The organism is Rhizobium cerradonense (assembly GCF_030182455.1).
Taxonomy (GTDB): Bacteria; Pseudomonadota; Alphaproteobacteria; order Rhizobiales; family Rhizobiaceae; genus Rhizobium.
In genome coordinates this window covers 182,674-198,955 of the sequence record NZ_JAQJCK010000006.1, presented here as the reverse complement: position 1 = coordinate 198,955, position 16,282 = coordinate 182,674, and the positions used below count along the sequence as shown (strand labels likewise).

General features: G+C 59.1%; 14 protein-coding genes and 1 pseudogene. 8 read left to right on the top strand and 7 right to left on the bottom strand.

Annotation, left to right across the window (positions count from 1 at the left end; genetic code table 11):
• Nucleotides 1–26: 26 nt before the first annotated feature.
• The 6 genes from PH547_RS16140 to PH547_RS16115 all read right to left on the bottom strand — a co-directional run bounded on the left by PH547_RS16140 (nt 27) and on the right by PH547_RS16115 (nt 5,849).
• Nucleotides 27–1,268: a DUF3422 domain-containing protein gene (locus tag PH547_RS16140; protein ID WP_285168824.1), complete on the bottom strand. Its 1,242-nt coding sequence runs from the start codon at nt 1,266–1,268 to the stop codon at nt 27–29.
• Nucleotides 1,269–1,294: 26 nt separating this feature from the next.
• Nucleotides 1,295–2,371 carry a quaternary amine ABC transporter ATP-binding protein gene (locus PH547_RS16135; protein WP_285168823.1) on the bottom strand — a complete coding sequence of 359 codons (1,077 nt, stop codon included), beginning with the start codon at nt 2,369–2,371 and terminating at the stop codon, nt 1,295–1,297.
• The gene (locus tag PH547_RS16130) at nt 2,364–3,251 is read right to left on the bottom strand and encodes an ABC transporter permease (protein WP_104826146.1); all 888 of its coding nucleotides are present in this window, start codon (nt 3,249–3,251) and stop codon (nt 2,364–2,366) included. Before PH547_RS16130 ends, PH547_RS16135 begins: the two co-directional genes overlap by 8 nt.
• A gap of 95 nt (nt 3,252–3,346) precedes the next feature.
• Nucleotides 3,347–4,348 (bottom strand): ABC transporter substrate-binding protein, encoded by a 1,002-nt coding sequence (locus PH547_RS16125; RefSeq protein ID WP_285168822.1) that lies wholly within the window; start codon nt 4,346–4,348, stop codon nt 3,347–3,349.
• 64 nt (nt 4,349–4,412) lie between these two features.
• Nucleotides 4,413–5,207 (bottom strand): pyrroline-5-carboxylate reductase family protein, encoded by a 795-nt coding sequence (locus PH547_RS16120; RefSeq protein ID WP_104826148.1) that lies wholly within the window; start codon nt 5,205–5,207, stop codon nt 4,413–4,415.
• Nucleotides 5,208–5,219: 12 nt separating this feature from the next.
• Nucleotides 5,220–5,849: a TetR/AcrR family transcriptional regulator gene (locus PH547_RS16115; RefSeq protein ID WP_104826149.1), complete on the bottom strand. Its 630-nt coding sequence runs from the start codon at nt 5,847–5,849 to the stop codon at nt 5,220–5,222.
• A 146-nt stretch (nt 5,850–5,995) separates the two neighbouring features.
• On the opposite strand from PH547_RS16115, the gene PH547_RS16110 reads away from it, so the two are divergent.
• From PH547_RS16110 to gfa, 8 genes are all read left to right on the top strand, one after another.
• Nucleotides 5,996–8,032: an NADH:flavin oxidoreductase gene (locus tag PH547_RS16110; protein ID WP_104826150.1), complete on the top strand. Its 2,037-nt coding sequence runs from the start codon at nt 5,996–5,998 to the stop codon at nt 8,030–8,032.
• Nucleotides 8,033–8,072: 40 nt separating this feature from the next.
• Nucleotides 8,073–8,678 carry a dimethylsulfoniopropionate lyase gene (locus PH547_RS16105; RefSeq protein WP_285168912.1) on the top strand — a complete coding sequence of 202 codons (606 nt, stop codon included), beginning with the start codon at nt 8,073–8,075 and terminating at the stop codon, nt 8,676–8,678.
• Between the two features lie 37 nt (nt 8,679–8,715).
• Nucleotides 8,716–9,465 carry an electron transfer flavoprotein subunit beta/FixA family protein gene (locus PH547_RS16100; RefSeq protein ID WP_104826152.1) on the top strand — a complete coding sequence of 250 codons (750 nt, stop codon included), beginning with the start codon at nt 8,716–8,718 and terminating at the stop codon, nt 9,463–9,465.
• A gap of 27 nt (nt 9,466–9,492) precedes the next feature.
• The gene (locus PH547_RS16095) at nt 9,493–10,434 is read left to right on the top strand and encodes an electron transfer flavoprotein subunit alpha/FixB family protein (protein WP_285168821.1); all 942 of its coding nucleotides are present in this window, start codon (nt 9,493–9,495) and stop codon (nt 10,432–10,434) included.
• Between the two features lie 7 nt (nt 10,435–10,441).
• Nucleotides 10,442–12,106 (top strand): electron transfer flavoprotein-ubiquinone oxidoreductase, encoded by a 1,665-nt coding sequence (locus PH547_RS16090; protein ID WP_285168820.1) that lies wholly within the window; start codon nt 10,442–10,444, stop codon nt 12,104–12,106.
• A gap of 32 nt (nt 12,107–12,138) precedes the next feature.
• Nucleotides 12,139–13,266, top strand: a complete 1,128-nt coding sequence (locus PH547_RS16085; RefSeq protein ID WP_285168818.1) for an S-(hydroxymethyl)glutathione dehydrogenase/class III alcohol dehydrogenase — start codon at nt 12,139–12,141, stop codon at nt 13,264–13,266.
• A gap of 4 nt (nt 13,267–13,270) precedes the next feature.
• Nucleotides 13,271–14,104: an S-formylglutathione hydrolase gene (gene fghA / locus PH547_RS16080; RefSeq protein WP_260304708.1), complete on the top strand. Its 834-nt coding sequence runs from the start codon at nt 13,271–13,273 to the stop codon at nt 14,102–14,104.
• Nucleotides 14,105–14,174: 70 nt separating this feature from the next.
• The gene (gfa, locus tag PH547_RS16075; RefSeq protein ID WP_260304709.1) at nt 14,175–14,747 is read left to right on the top strand and encodes an S-(hydroxymethyl)glutathione synthase; all 573 of its coding nucleotides are present in this window, start codon (nt 14,175–14,177) and stop codon (nt 14,745–14,747) included.
• Between the two features lie 105 nt (nt 14,748–14,852).
• Here gfa and PH547_RS16070 read toward each other — a convergent pair.
• A pseudogene (locus tag PH547_RS16070) lies at nt 14,853–16,133 on the bottom strand (M24 family metallopeptidase).
• Between the last annotated feature and the right edge of the window lie 149 nt (nt 16,134–16,282).

Genomic DNA, 16,282 nt, shown 5'->3' with positions numbered 1-16,282 from the left:
TTGGCTGCCAAGATGAGTGTCGTTGGTTACGATGCGCTATGCGCTGCGATGCCCTTTCGGACATGCCGAATGCCCGCCCAGATCGCGAAGACTGCCACGGGAACGGTAAACAGCAGGCCGGCCTTTGCCAGATGGACGTCGAAGCCAAGTTCGCCGGCCGCCTCCAGGCACACCTTTGTCAGGCTGATGGCATAGTAGGTGATCGCGATGACCGAAAAGCCCTCGACTGCCTGCTGAATGTGAACCTGCACGCGTGCACGCTCTTCCATCGAGCTTAGGAGCGATGCGTTCTGGTCCTCAAGCTGTACCTGGACGGTCGTCCGCAGGAGATCGCCTGCAAGGCTGACACGCTCACCCACTTCGGAAAGACGCCGCTCCGTTGCATGGACGAAGCGAACGGCGGGCTGAAAGCGGCGGTCGATGAAAGTGCAGATACGCTGTCTGTCCTCCACTCGTTCTTCGCGCAGCTCAATCATCCTGCTTGCGACAATTTCGGCGTAGGCCTTTGTGGCTCCAAATCGTTGTTTTGCCTTTGCCGTCAGCTTCAAGACATCGGAAGATAGCTTCGTCACTTCCGACAGAAGCGCCTTGTCCACCTTTATTTCGCTCTGCATGTGCTCAATCAGAACGGTGAGGCGCCTGTCAAAATCCGAAAGTTGTTTGACCGTCTCACGCGCCACCGGCATGCCGAGCAGCGCCATCATCCGGTAGGTTTCAATTTCCAGCAGCCGCCTCACCATGCGACCCGTACGGTAGGCATTGAGGTTGCGGTTATAGACGCGAAATTCCACGAATCCGTCATCATCGAGACGGAAGCTCGAATAGACCTCCGCGTCGCCGCCGCCCACTTTCGATGCGACGTAGTCGACCCCGGGTTTTGGACGCGGCGCCTCCTTTTCGTCTCGCACCAGGACACGCACGGCAGCGATCACCTTGCCTTCTACGAAGCGAATGCAGTCGTAAAACGGCTTCGGCAATGCAGTCGGTTGGTCGATCGATGCCGGTGAGACGTAGGTCAACGTCACAAACTCGGTATGCGCCTCCCATTTCAATCGACCGTCGCCACATTTTCCTATGCCGTGGCTTCCCTGGCCTGTGATTGCGACATCATCAAGCTCCAGCAGTTCTGATGGGATGGGAGGAGCTGCGTTCTCCGAAACGATGGCGACGTGCCAGACATCGGTGTCGCCATCGAAATAAAGTGAAGGTCTTGCGTGGAGTTCCTGATGGAGTTCCCTGCGCAATGGATGTTCCGCGCCGACAAGCATCTGGTTGACCCTTTTCAAACAATGGATCAGCGCGCCATGGCGACCACGTCCCTTTGTCGTTCTTGACCTTGTGAACTGACCATTGCACAAGCGAGCTGGCGCAGCGTCACCACGCCGACAGGCTCGGAAGAGGCGCCTAGCACCGTCACATCACCATCCGGAACGGATGCGAGCAAGCGCACGGCTTCTTCCACCGTCGTCCCCGCGTGCACGGTAAGGCCGCTGGATGCTGTCGCGCCACGAAGAGGTGACATGATCGCCTCCACCTGGACGACGCGCCCGCGGTTTACTTCCTTGACGAAATTGGCGACATAGTCGTCGGCCGGACGCAGGACGATATCCTGGCTGGTTCCTTGCTGAATGATCTCGCCGTCGCGCAGAATTGCGATTTGATCACCGAGACGCAGAGCCTCGTCGAGGTCGTGGGTGATGAAGACGATCGTTTTTTTGATCTCCTTCTGGATGTCGAGAAGGACAGTCTGCATGTCCGTTCGGATCAATGGATCAAGAGCCGAATAAGCCTCGTCCATGAGCAGCACCGGCGCATCGTTCGAAAGAGCGCGTGCGAGGCCGACGCGTTGCTGCATCCCGCCCGAGAGCTGATTGGGATACTTGTCTTCAAATCCCTTCAGGCCCACTCGCTCCAGCCATCGCATGGCGACGTCGACGGCTTTCGAACGGGCGATCCCTTGGACCTCCAACCCGAAGACGGTGTTGTCGAGGACGCTACGATGCGGCAGAAGTGCGAACTTCTGAAACACCATCGCCGTCTGGTGCCGGCGGAACTCGCGAAGCTGGGTCTCGTCCATTTTGACAACGTCGACACCATCGACCAGCACTTCGCCCGCTGTCGGATCGATCAGACGGTTTATGTGGCGAATGAGTGTTGACTTGCCTGAGCCGGAGAGGCCCATGATGACCTGGATACAGCCCGATGGAATCTCGATATTGATGTCTTTCAGACCCAATATATGCCCGTGCGTTCGGTTGAGCTCGGCCTTGGTCATGCCCTTCTGAGCAGCCTCGATATGGGCTGCCGCATTGGGACCGAAGATCTTGTAAAGGTGTCGGATCCTGATACCGCCGAAATGATGATCAGCCATGAACGGTCTCCCGGTGCTTCTGGAGTCTTTTGCCGTATGCCTGGCTGACCCGGTCAAAGATGATGGCGATGCCGACAATGGCAAGTCCGTTGAAGATACCCAAGGTGAAGTATTGATTTGCGATTGCCTTGAGCACGGGTTGGCCGAGGCCTTGCACGCCGATCATCGAGGCGATGACGACCATTGCCAGTGCCATCATGATGGTCTGGTTGATCCCGGCCATGATTGTCGGCAAGGCAAGCGGCAACTGCACCTTGAAGAGCTTCTGTGATCGGTTGGTTCCAAACGCGTCTGCAGCTTCCAGGACATCCTTATCGACAAGCCGGATACCAAGGTCGGTGAGCCTGATCATCGGCGGAATAGCGTAGATGACGACTGCGATGAGGCCGGGTACGCGTCCGATGCCAAGAAGCATCACCACGGGGATGAGATACACGAAACTCGGCATGGTCTGCATGATATCGAGGATCGGGCTGACCAGCTTCTGAATGCGGTCGGAGCGCGACATCAGAATGCCGATAGGCAGACCTATGGCGATCGAGAGTACGGTGCAGACGAAAATCATCGAGATCGTGCGCATCGTGTCCTGCCACATGTCGAAATAACCGATCAGCAACAGCGTCACGAGACAGCCCAGGACGATCTTGAAATTGCGGCTCGCAAGCCACGCGACCGCCAGGATCAAGAGCGTGATGATCGGCCACGGGGTTTGGGTCATGAATTTCTCGGCCGCCATCAAGAAATGCTGCAGCGGCGTGAAAAAGCCCTCGATCGTGTCTCCGTAGGCTCTCGTGAATGCGCGAAAATTGTCGTCGATGAGCTTCTTGAGATCACGAAGCGCATCGTCGTTCATATGAGGGAAGGTGTAAAACCAGTCCATGCGGTTCCCCTTTTCTTAAAGAAGCCGTGCCAGTCTTTTTATGTTGTACGGCGGTGAGGAGCGGCGCGCCGTGCGCGCCGCTTGTTTACGGGCGGCTAGAGAGCGGCCTCGATCTTCTTGGCGGCGTCCGGAGTGACCCACTTCGTCCAGACGTCTTTGTTTTCCTTCAGGAAGTGCTTGGCGCCATCTTCGCCGCTTGCCTGGTTGTCCGTCATCCAGGCCATCAGACCGTTGACGGTCTGGTTGCTCCAGGAGCGCTTCTTGAGATAGTCCATGACTTCGGGGCTGACCTTCTCGGAAAAGGTCTTGGCAACCAGCGTGACGACATGGTCGGTCGGCCAGGCATTCGGCTTGGGATCGGCGCAGTCAGCCACTGTATTGCAGCGCTTCCACTCCGCAGGATCGTTCGGCACGCCTGCATCGAGCTTCACCATCGCGTATTTGCCGAGCAATGCCGTTGGCGCCCAGTAATAACCTACCCAGCCTTCTTTGCGCTCATAGGCTTTTGCAATCGAACCATCGAGGCCTGCCGCAGAGCCGGTATCGACCAGAGTGAAGCCTGCCTTGTCCGCATTGAAGGCCTTGTAATATTGCGATGTGACGATCGTGCCGCCCCAACCCTGGGGGCCGTTGAAGATAGCGCCCTTCTTGGCGTCTTCAGGATCTGGGAACAATTCGGGGTGCTTCAGCATATCAGGAATGGTCTTGATGTCCGGATGTGCGTCGGCAACATACTTCGGGATCCACCATCCCTGCACGCCGCCATCGGGAAGCGGGGATCCGACCTGAACGATCCTCCCTTCGTCGGTACCCTTCTTGACGACGTCTGGCAGCAGGTCGATCCAGGCTTCCGGCGCAATATCGGGTTCACCCTTCTCCGCCATGGAGGTGATCGTCGGAACGGTGTCACCAACGGTGATATCCGCTTCGCATCCATAGCCTTCGTTCAGGATGATCTTATCGAGATTGGAGAGGACTTCCGCGCTTTGCCAGTTCATGCTGGCGATCGTGATGTTGCCACATTCGGCGGCACTCGCAATGGAAGCTCCGCTTACCAGTCCAAACAACATGCAGGTCGATGCCAATAGCTTTTTCATTATCGTTCCCTCAGTTTAGCGGCTTGTCTTAGGGGCGGGGCGCCGCAAACCCGCATTCAGGCTATCAGGAAATCTGTCCCATTTTTATTGATTTTGCGAATGCTGCGGACAAACCATTTTGTACCGCGGTATCGAAGCCGGAAGCGCGCATTTCCTCGATCGCTGCTGCAGTTGTGCCGCGATAATCGAGAAAGGTGCGAACGATGTCGTCGGGATTTTCATCCCGCTTTTGCAGCAAGCCGCCCGTGCCGACCAGAACAGCGTTAACGGCGCGGTGCGCGACTTTTGGTTCCAGCCCGCGCGCGATCGCATCCTTCAGCATGGCAGCGGCGAGCAGGGCGGGGAATGCCGGCCCCGCGCCCGAAAGACCGGTCAGATAGTCGATGTCGCCTTCGCTTGCGACCTCGTCCTGCATTCCGCAGGCGTCGAATATGGCTCGAACAGCGGCCTTGTCTTCACCTGTCGCATGCTGCGTGGCGATCCATGGTGTATAGGAAAGCGCCACTTCCGCGGCTGCGTTGGGAAGTGCACGGACAACGCGCGGAGTATTGTGGTGATGGCAAAGCGCGGCGAGGGAGACACCGGCCATAACAGAGATCACCAACTTGCCTTTGGCATCGATACGCAATTGCCTCCAGTCGGCAGGTCGCACGGAAAGAAAAATGATATCGGAACGGTCTGCCAACTCTTGATTGTCGACGGTCCAGAAAGCTTGCGAAAACCTGTCCGGCCGCGTGCTTCGATAGGAGAGGGCAAGATCTTCGTCGCCGACGACGCCAGCGCTTACCAAAGACTCTGCAATCGCCCCGCCAAGCCAGCCTGCACCTCCAACGATACCGATCTTTCCTAAACCGCTCATTCTTGCCCGCCGTTAGTCTGGCTTGTAACCGTGCCGCGCAAAGAAGCGGTCCAGCTCTCTCTGCTGCGGCACCTGGCCAGTATAGATTGCGATATATTCAGGTATGCGCTTCATACGCAGACCGATTTCCTCGTTGGACTGCATCGAGATGTAGCCGATCTGCACCAGATAGGTTGTTCTCGCGCGCACGTCTGCGGCGGCGGCTTCATAGCCGAACCGCATGAACATCCGCGTAAGCGCCTCTACTCTTGCCTGGTCCGCGCGCTGAACCTCTTCGAGAATTTCCGACGATTGCAGTGCCCAACTGCGCACTGCGAACTCGAACTGCGAGTCGAAAAGGTCCTTATTCAGCCAGCAATCGAAAACATTGAGCATGGCTTCCGCCAAGGATTCTGCATATGCCTCCGACTGCTTGATAATGTTGCCGGTGTTCTTGTCTCTCCATCTTGCAAGCAAAGCGCCCAGCAGCTCCTCCCGATCCTTGAAGAACCAGTAGAAGCTGGTGCGGGAAAGCTTGAGCTTCTTTGCCAGCGGCAGGATTTTGACCGCATCAACTCCGGCGTCGATCAGCGAGCTGTATGCCGCCTCCAGCCAGCCTTCCTGCGATCCGCGCCAACCACTGTCGTTCAAACTCTGGTCCATGACCTATCTCCTATCAAATTGCGAAGGCCGACACAAGGAAAATGTACATCAGTGTCGAAATTAGAGACTAAAATGTTTTCCGCATTGACACGTATGTACATTTGCGCATAGCGTCATTGTGATGTTTCTAATCCGGAGCCCGACATATGTCGAACGATCCTCTTCTTCAGCCCTATAAATTAAAGCATCTGACGCTGCGAAACCGCATCATCGTGACATCCCACGAGCCGGCATATCCCGAGGACGGAATGCCGAAGGAACGGTATCGGGCTTACACGGTGGAGCGGGCGAAGGGCGGAGTGGCCTTGACGATGACGGCGGGATCTGCGGCCGTTTCGCGCGACAGTCCGCCGGTCTTCAACAACCTGCTCGCCTATAAGGACGAGATCGTTCCCTGGATCCGCGAAATGACCGATGCCGTTCACGAAGAGGGCGCGGCGATCATGATTCAGCTCACCCATCTCGGGCGCCGCACCCGTTGGGACAAGGGCGATTGGCTGCCGGTCGTGGCTCCATCGCATCACCGCGAGGCGTCCCACCGCGCCTTTCCCAAGAAGATGGAAGACTGGGATATCGAGCGCATCATCAAGGACTTTGCGGATGCCGCCGAACGCATGAAAGCGGGCGGCATGGACGGGGTGGAGCTGGAGGCCTATGGCCATCTGATCGATCAGTTCGCGTCTCCGCTCACCAACGAACTCGACGCTCCCTATGGCGGTCCGCTGGAAAATCGGATGCGCTTCTGTTTCGATGTCTTCAAGGCGATGCGTGAACGTGTTGGTGACGACTTCATTCTCGGCATTCGCTACACCGCCGACGAATGTCTTCCCGGCGGGACCGGTAAGGCAGAGGGTATCGAAATTTCCAAGCGGCTGCGCGATAGCGGTCTGGTCGACTACCTGAACGTCATCCGTGGTCACATCGACACCGATCCGGGCCTGACCGATGTCATTCCAATTCAGGGCATGGCCAATTCGCCGCATCTCGATTTTGCCGGTGAGATACGCGCCGCGACGAACTTCCCGACATTCCACGCCGCAAAAATTCCGGACGTTGCCACCGCCCGCCATGCCATCGCGGCGGGAAAAGTGGACATGGTCGGAATGACCCGCGCTCATATGACCGATCCGCATATCGTGCGGAAGATCATCGAAAAGCGCGAGGAAGACATTCGGCCGTGCGTCGGCGCAAACTACTGTCTCGACCGCATCTACCAGGGCGGCATGGCATTCTGTATCCACAACGCCGCGACCGGCCGCGAGCAGACAATGCCTCATATCGCGTCGAAGGCTGACACCCGGAAGAAGGTCGTCATCGTCGGCGCCGGTCCTGCCGGTCTCGAGGCTGCCCGCGTCGCCGGGGAACGCGGCCATGACGTCGTCGTTTTCGAGGCGGCGAACAATCCGGGCGGCCAGATCCGGCTTACCGCGCAGAGCGAACGCCGGCGAGAGATGATCAGCATCATCGACTGGCGCATGAGCCAGTGCGAGAAGTATGACGTCAAGTTCCACTTCAATACCTGGGCGGAAGCGGAAACGGTTGCTGCGGAGAATCCGGACGTCGTCATCATCGCGACGGGCGGCCTGCCGCATACGGAGGTATTGTCGAAGGGCAACGAACTCGTCGTGTCCTCGTGGGACATCATCTCCGGCGACGTGAAACCCGGCACGAACGTTTTGATCTTCGATGACGCCGGCGATCATGCGGGATTGCAGGCTGCCGAATTCCTGGCAAAGGCTGGCGCGAAGGTCGAGATCATGACGCCCGACCGCTCCTTCGCGCCGGAAGTCATGGCGATGAACCTCGTTCCTTACATGCGCTCGCTGCAGAAGCTCGATGTCACCTTTACCGTGACGTTCCGATTGGAGTCGGCTGAGAAGAATGGCAACCAGATCGTCGCCCATGTCGGAAGCGACTATGGTGGTGTCTCCAAGCAGCGTGTCGTCGACCAGATCGTCGTCAATCATGGCACCATTCCACTGGACGAACTGTATTTCGAGCTGAAGCCGCTCTCCAGTAACTTCGGCGAAATATCGCACGATGAGCTTCTCGCAGGAAAACCCCAGTCCGTCGTTCGCAATCCGGAAGGAAAGTTCCAGTTGTTCCGGATCGGTGACGCCGTCGCGGCTCGCAATACGCATGCAGCGATCTACGATGGCCTTCGGATCGCGAAGGACATCTAGCGCGGGAGGACGGTTGGTCGATCCGGCGGGAGGGGATGGAATGAGCCAAAGAAATGAGGACCTGCAGCACTTCATCGACGCTGCTTTCGTAGCCTTCGACAAATGTGTGAAGGATCCGCAGGGTCGCCGCTCGATCGCGGAAATCTTTTCGGCGCTGGAACGTCCAGGCATGCAAAGGGAAGGGAATGGCAGCCGTCTTCCGGTCTGCGCGTTCCTTGCCGACGCCTTGTCCGTCCACACGTCCGATCCTGCTCTTCGGCGCATAATGGAGCTTTTTCGGCGAGTTGAACCTCAGCTCGAGTGGAGACAGCGAACCAAGTATGATGCCGCCACGGCCAGCGAGAATTTCCTTGATGGCCACGCCAATGCGATGATCATTGGCCCGGGCGGTTTGGAAATTCGCAACGACCTCTGGTTCGGAGTGACCCTCTTGGCGCCCAGAGTTCGCTATCCGGATCACAATCACCCTCCTGAAGAAACCTATCTCGTGCTGTCTGATGGCGAGTTCCGGCAAGAGGACGGGGATTGGTTTTCGCCCGGTATCGGCGGGTCGTTCTATAATATCCCCGGTATCAAACATGCCATGAGATCGGTCGACACGCCTCTCTTCGCCTTCTGGGTGTTGCTTGCCGAACGACCGCACTGAACGGCACCAATCTTCGGAACAATGAAAGGGGTTCGCCATGAAGATTCTCGTCCCGGTGAAGCGGGTGGTTGATTACAACGTGAAGATCCGCGTGAAGGCGGATGGCACGGGTGTCGAGCTTGCGAATGTGAAGATGTCGATGAACCCATTCGACGAGATCTCGGTCGAGGAAGCGCTGCGGCTGAAGGAAGCCGGCAAGGCCGAAGAGGTGGTGGTGGTGTCGATTGGCCCGGCCAAGGCCGAGGAGACGCTGCGGACGGCGCTCGCCATGGGGGCCGATCGTGCGGTGCTGGTCGAGACCGACGATCAGGTCGAGCCGCTGGCGGTGGCGAAGATCCTGAAAGGGGTCGCCGAGGCCGAACAGCCCGGCCTGATCATCGTCGGCAAGCAGGCGATCGATGATGATAGCAACCAGACCGGCCAGATGCTGGCGGCATTGCTGGGCTCGGCGCAGGCGACGTTTGCCTCGAAGATCGAGATCGGCGATGGCAAGGCGACTGTCACCCGCGAGGTCGATGGCGGCCTGCAGACGATCGAGGTCAAGCTGCCGGCGGTGGTCACGACGGACCTGCGCCTCAACGAGCCGCGTTATGCCTCGCTGCCGAACATCATGAAGGCGAAGAAGAAGCCGCTCGACAAGAAGGCACCTGCCGATTTCGGCGTCTCCACCGAGCCGCGCCTGAAGGTGCTGAAGACCGAGGAGCCGTCGGGCCGCAAGGCCGGCGTCAAGGTCAAGTCGGTGGCCGAGCTCGTCGAAAAACTCAAGACCGAAGCCGGCGTGCTTTAATCCAGTCCGAACGAGGAGTTAGACACCATGGCCATTCTTCTTCTGGCTGATCATGACAGCAACCACCTTTCCGACCAGACCGCCAAGGCGCTGACGGCGGCGACCCAGATTGCCCAGGGAACGGGAAGCGATGTGCACATCCTCGTCGCCGGCGCGGGCGCCAACACTGCGGCCGAACAGGCAGCGAAACTCTCCGGCGTCTCCAAGGTACTGGTTGCCGACGATGCCAGCCTTGCCAACAATCTCGCAGAACCGCTCGCAGCCCTCATCGTGTCCCTGGCTGGCTCCTATGACACCATCCTGACGGCGGCCACCTCGGTCGGCAAGAATGTCATGCCGCGGGTTGCCGCTTTGCTGGATGTCGCCCAGGTCTCGGAGATCATCGAAGTCGTCTCCGCCGATACCTTCAAGCGGCCGATCTATGCCGGCAATGCCATCCAGACGGTACAGTCGACCGATGCCAAGAAGGTCATCACCGTGCGCACCGCTTCCTTCGCCTCTGCCGCAGACGGTGGTTCGGCCGCGATCGAAGCAATCCCGGCGGTCGCCAATCCCGGCCTGTCCAGCTTCGTCGCCGATGCGCTGTCGGCGTCCGACCGTCCGGAACTCACGTCTGCCAAGATCATCATCTCCGGTGGCCGGGCGCTCGGTTCGGCAGAAAAGTTCAAGGAAGTCATCCTTCCCGTCGCCGACAAGCTTGGGGCTGCCGTCGGCGCATCCCGCGCTGCCGTCGATGCCGGCTATGCCCCGAACGACTGGCAGGTCGGCCAGACCGGCAAGGTGGTGGCACCACAGCTCTATATCGCCTGCGGCATCTCCGGTGCCATCCAGCATCTCGCCGGCATGAAGGATAGTAAGGTCATCGTCGCCATCAACAAGGACGAAGAGGCCCCGATCTTCCAGATCGCCGACTACGGCCTCGTCGCCGATCTTTTCGAGGCCCTGCCGGAACTCGAAAAGGCGCTGTGATATCGCAATGACCGACGCTAGCGAGCTGCCAGAACGCGAAAGCATGGAATTCGACGTGGTGATCGTCGGTGCGGGGCCGGCTGGTCTTGCGGCGGCGATCCGTCTGAAGCAGGTCAATCCCGATCTGACGGTCGTCGTGCTCGAGAAGGGCGCGGAAGTCGGCGCCCATATCCTGTCGGGTGCCGTCGTCGATCCCATTGGCATCGACCGGCTGCTGCCCGGCTGGCGCCAAGAAGACGGCCATCCTTTCAAGACCAAGGTGACGGACGATCACTTCCTGGTGCTGGGGCCCGCCGGCTCCGTCCGCCTGCCGAATGCGCTGATGCCGCCGCTGATGAACAATCACGGCAATTATATCGTCTCGCTCGGCAACGTCTGTCGCTGGCTCGCCGAAAAGGCGGAGGCCCTCGGTGTCGAGATCTATCCCGGCTTTGCCGCCACCGAAGTGCTTTACAATGACGAAGGTGCCGTCATCGGCGTTGCCACCGGCGACATGGGTATCGACAAGAACGGCGAGCCCGGCCCGAACTATACCCGCGGCATGGCGCTGCTCGGCAGATATACCCTCATCGGCGAAGGCGTGCGCGGTTCGCTTGCCAAGCAGCTGATTGCCCGGTTCAAGCTCGATGAGGGACGTGACGTACCGAAGTTCGGCATCGGCCTCAAGGAACTCTGGCAGGTGAAGCCCGAGCACCACAAACAGGGCCTGGTGCAGCACTCCTTCGGCTGGCCTTTGGGCATGAAGACCGGCGGCGGCTCGTTCCTCTATCACCTCGAAGACAATCTCGTCGCCGTCGGCTTCGTCGTGCACCTCAATTACAAGAACCCCTATCTCTATCCCTTCGAGGAGTTCCAGCGCTTCAAGACGCACCCGGCGATCCGCTCCACCTTCGAGGGCGGCAAGCGCCTCTCCTATGGGGCGCGCGCCATCACCGAAGGCGGCTGGCAGTCGGTGCCGAAGCTTTCCTTCCCCGGGGGCGCGCTGATCGGCTGTTCGGCCGGCTTCGTCAACGTGCCGCGCATCAAGGGCAGCCACAATGCGGTGCTGTCGGGCATGCTGGCGGCCGACAAGATCGCCGCGGCGATCGCCGCCGGCCGCGCCAATGACGAGGTGATCGAGATCGAGAACGAATGGCGCCAGACGGACATCGGCAAGGACCTGAAGAAGGTCCGCAACGTCAAGCCGCTGTGGTCGAAGTTCGGCACGGCGATAGGCGTGGCGCTCGGCGGTCTCGACATGTGGACGAACACGCTGTTCGGCTTCTCCTTCTTCGGCACGCTGAAACACGGCAAGACCGATGCGCAGTCACTGGAGCCGGCGGCCCAGCACAAGCCGATTTCCTATCCGAAGCCGGACGGCGTTCTGACCTTCGATCGTCTCTCGTCGGTGTTCCTGTCGAACACCAATCATGAGGAAGACCAGCCGGTGCATCTCAAGGTCAAGGACATGGACCTGCAGAAGCTTTCCGAGCACGACATCTATGCCGGCCCGTCGACGCGCTACTGTCCGGCTGGCGTCTATGAGTGGGTGGAAAAGGACGGCAAGGACATCTTCGTCATCAACGCCCAGAACTGCGTGCACTGCAAGACCTGCGACATCAAGGACCCCAACCAGAACATCAACTGGGTGCCGCCGCAGGGCGGCGAGGGGCCGGTCTATCCGAATATGTAAACCACGAACGAAACGAGAAGGGAACCACATCCATGGACGTACGCGCCGCCGTAGCCGTTGCCGCCGGTAAACCGCTGGAAGTCATGACCGTTCAGCTCGATGGCCCGAAGGCCGGCGAGGTGCTGATCGAGGTCAAGGCGACCGGCATCTGCCATACCGACGATTTCACCCTGTCGGGCGCCGATCCGGAGGGCCTGTTCCCGGCGATCCTCGGCCATGAGGGCGCCGGCATCGTCGTCGATGTCGGCCCGGGGGTGACCTCGGTCAGGAAGGGCGATCACGTCATTCCGCTTTATACGCCCGAATGCCGCGAATGTTATTCCTGCCTCAGCCGCAAGACCAACCTCTGCACCGCGATCCGCGCCACGCAAGGCCAAGGCCTGATGCCGGACGGCAGCTCGCGCTTTTCGATCGGCAAGGACAAGATCCATCACTATATGGGCTGCTCGACCTTCGCCAATTTCACCGTGCTGCCGGAGATTGCCGTTGCCAAGGTCAATCCCGACGCTCCCTTCGACAAGATCTGCTATATCGGCTGCGGCGTCACCACCGGCATCGGTGCGGTCATCAACACCGCCAAGGTGGAGATCGGTTCGACGGCGATCGTCTTCGGTCTCGGCGGCATCGGCCTCAATGTCCTGCAGGGCCTGAAGCTTGCCGGCGCCGACATGATCATCGGTGTCGACATCAACAACGACCGCAAGGCCTGGGGCGAGAAATTCGGCATGACGCATTTCGTCAATCCGAAGGAGGTCGGCGACGACATCGTGCCTTATCTCGTCAACCTGACGAAGCGCAATGGCGACCTCATCGGCGGGGCCGACTACACCTTCGACTGCACCGGCAACACCAAGGTGATGCGCCAGGCGCTGGAATCGTCGCATCGCGGCTGGGGCAAGTCGGTCATCATCGGCGTTGCCGGCGCCGGCCAGGAAATCTCGACCCGTCCCTTCCAGCTTGTGACCGGCCGCAACTGGATGGGCACGGCCTTCGGCGGCGCCCGTGGCCGCACCGACGTGCCAAAGATTGTCGACTGGTACATGCAGGGCAAGATCCAGATCGACCCGATGATCACCCACACCATGCCGCTCGAGGACATCAACAAGGGCTTCGACATGATGCACAAGGGCGAAAGCATCCGCGGCGTCGTGGTCTATTAAAGCCATGAAGACCATATCGAAAGAGAGGTCGTTCGGCGGAACGCAGGGCGTCTACTCGCACGCGTCGCAGGCATGCGGGTGCGAGATGACGTTCGCCGTCTACGTCCCACCGCAGGCCGCCGAACGCCCATGTCCGGTCCTCTGGTATCTCTCCGGTCTCACCTGCACGCATGCAAACGTCATGGACAAGGGGGAGTACAGGCGGCTTGCTGCACATCTCGGGATCATCGTCGTCTGCCCGGACACAAGTCCCAGAGGGGATGCGGTGCCGGACGAGCCGGAAAACTGGCAGATGGGCAAGGGCGCCGGCTTCTATCTCGACGCCGCGCAAAAGCCATGGGCCGAGAAATATCGGATGTACACCTACATCACCCAGGAGCTGCCGGCTCTGGTTGCTGAGGAGTTCCACGCCGACATGGAGCGGCAAGGGATTTTTGGCCATTCGATGGGCGGGCACGGGGCGATAACCATCGCCCTCAAGAATCCGGATCGTTACCGAAGCTGCTCGGCCTTCGCACCGATCAGCCGCCCGAGCGTCTCCGGATGGTCGAAGCCGGCATTGGAGAAATATCTCGGACCCGACCAGCAAAGCTGGCGCGAGTACGACGCCTGCGCGCTGATAGAGGACGGACGCAGATTTCCGGAAATGCTCGTCGATCAGGGGACTGCTGACAGCTTTCTGGAAGATGGGCTCCGCCCGAACGAGCTGAAGGCCGCGTGCGACACCGCCGGCATCTCGCTTCGCCTCAGGATGCAGGAGGGCTACGGCCACTCCTACAGCTTCATCTCGACTTTCATGGACGATCATCTGCGCTGGCACGCCGAGAGGCTAGCGTAGAAGGCTCAAGAGAGAACTACAGCTCGGTCGCGGCATTCTGCCGTGACCCAGGAGGAAGGGAGAAACCTCAATGACGAGCATATCAATACATCCGACGGTCGACTCCGGATATCGGGCGACCGACGCATCCTTTTCCGGAGGCACCCTCATCTGCAATTGCGCAAGCAACCCGGTGAAGGTCCGCATCAAGGGCGACATTGCGCACAATCACGCCTGCGGCTGCACGAAATGCTGGAAGCCCGAAGATGCGGTATTCTCTGTCGTCGCCGTCGCGCCGACGGAGAATGTCGAAGTTCTGGAGAACGGCGACAAACTCGCGGTCGTCGACCCGTCGGCGCTGATCCAGCGCCATGCCTGCAAGGAATGCGGCGTCCATATGTACGGACCTGTCGAGCGCGATCATCCCTTCAAGGGACTGTCTTTCGTTCATCCCGAGCGTTTCGAAGGGAAGGGTTGGGCCGCGCCTGGCTTTGCCGCGTTCGTTTCGTCGATTATCGAAAGCGGATACGACCCAGCCAAAATGGATGCCGTGCGAGCCCGTCTGAAGGAACAGGGGCTTGAGCCCTATGATTGCCTGAACCCGGCGCTGATGGACTATATCGCCACCTGGACAGCCAAGAAAAACGGCGTGCTGGCCGCCTGAGAATAGATCAAATCATGCAAAGGCCGCCTGGCAAACCACCAGGCGGCCATTACCATCAGCGAATTGGACACTGCGGTATCAGATACCTGTCCGCAGTCCCGTGCATCAATTCTCCTCCCAAGGGAAGGTATCCAGCCTTTCCGCACCGTTCGCGGTAATGAGCACCTGGGTTTCCAGTTTGATACTCTCTGATCCGTCTTCGGCGATGAGACTTTCGACGTTCAACACCATGTTCTCTTCCACGACGCCGGCGAAATTCTCGTCATAATCCGGATGCAGCAACACGCCCGGCCACTCGTCGCACATGCCTGTTCCATGCAGCGCCAATGTATAGCGATAGGGTATGTATTTTTCCGGAATGCGCCAGGATCTTTCATTGAATTCCAGGAAGCTCAGTCCGGGCTTCAGCAGGGAAAGATTATGTTCGATCTGCTCCCTTGCCGCCGAATAGAGCTCGCGCTGCTTGGGTGTCATCGCCACATGGCCGCAAGTTCACGAGCGAGACAAGTCGGCACAATATCCGTAGGGGCCAATCATATCCGTGTCGAAGGAGATCATTTCTCCGGATTTCACCATGTAGTCCGAGCATTCCTGGTACCACGGGTTCGTTCTGGCCCCCGCGGTCAGCAGCTTCGTTTCAAGCCACTCGCCGCCGCTGCGCGCGTTCTCGAAATGGAGTTCCGCCCAGATCTCGCGTTCCGTCCGGCCGGGTTCTGAGGCCTCATACATCCGCGCCATGCCGGCCTCGCAAACGCGGATGGTCCAGCGCATCAGTTCGATTTCCTCGGCACTTTTTATGGACCGCGCCCGCTCCGCCAACTCCTGGCCGTCGAGCAGTTCTATGCCTCTCTTTTGCAGCGCAAAAGCGCCTGGAGGGTCGAGCCGGTCCACGGCCAGGCGGTGATTCCGACCTTTTTCCCTCAGGATGTCGGCGATCTCGTCAGCCCATCCTTCTAGTCGTTCTTCAACCAAATTGCCTGCGGTGAAGAAGATCCAGGATTTTGCCGGCCGGATTTCATCGACACAGGGAAGACCTTGGTTGAGGTGTTCCGAGCCCTCGAACTCAAACATGATCGCTGGTCCGTCGGCCAGGATCAAAGCGTAGCGGGCTGGATTATGCATCGTCCAGATGCTCATATTCGACGAGTCGAAAGCATATCTTATGTTCACGGGATCATAGAGAAGCAGGGCGGAACAGTTGGCTTCCTCCATCTTCATACGCAAACGACCGAGCCGATAATGCCGCGCCGTATCGAGAACATGCGCCGGAATGGAACTGCGGAGCGGCCGATCGGCGCCTTCTGGATTGAGATATGCTTTCTTTCGTTCGTCTTTGAAAACGGTTGTGTGATCATGACTGCCGATAAGTGCAGAGGCATTTTGCATTCGAGGCGTTCCTATAGGTCTGTGGATGCAGTGGATTTGCCGGAGGACGGATCTTCGGCGGAGCAACGGGAACCAAAGATGAGGTAAACGGTTGGCGCTGTGTCGGACCGCGACTTTGGGCAGGATGGGAGGAAGAGGCCCTTTTTCTC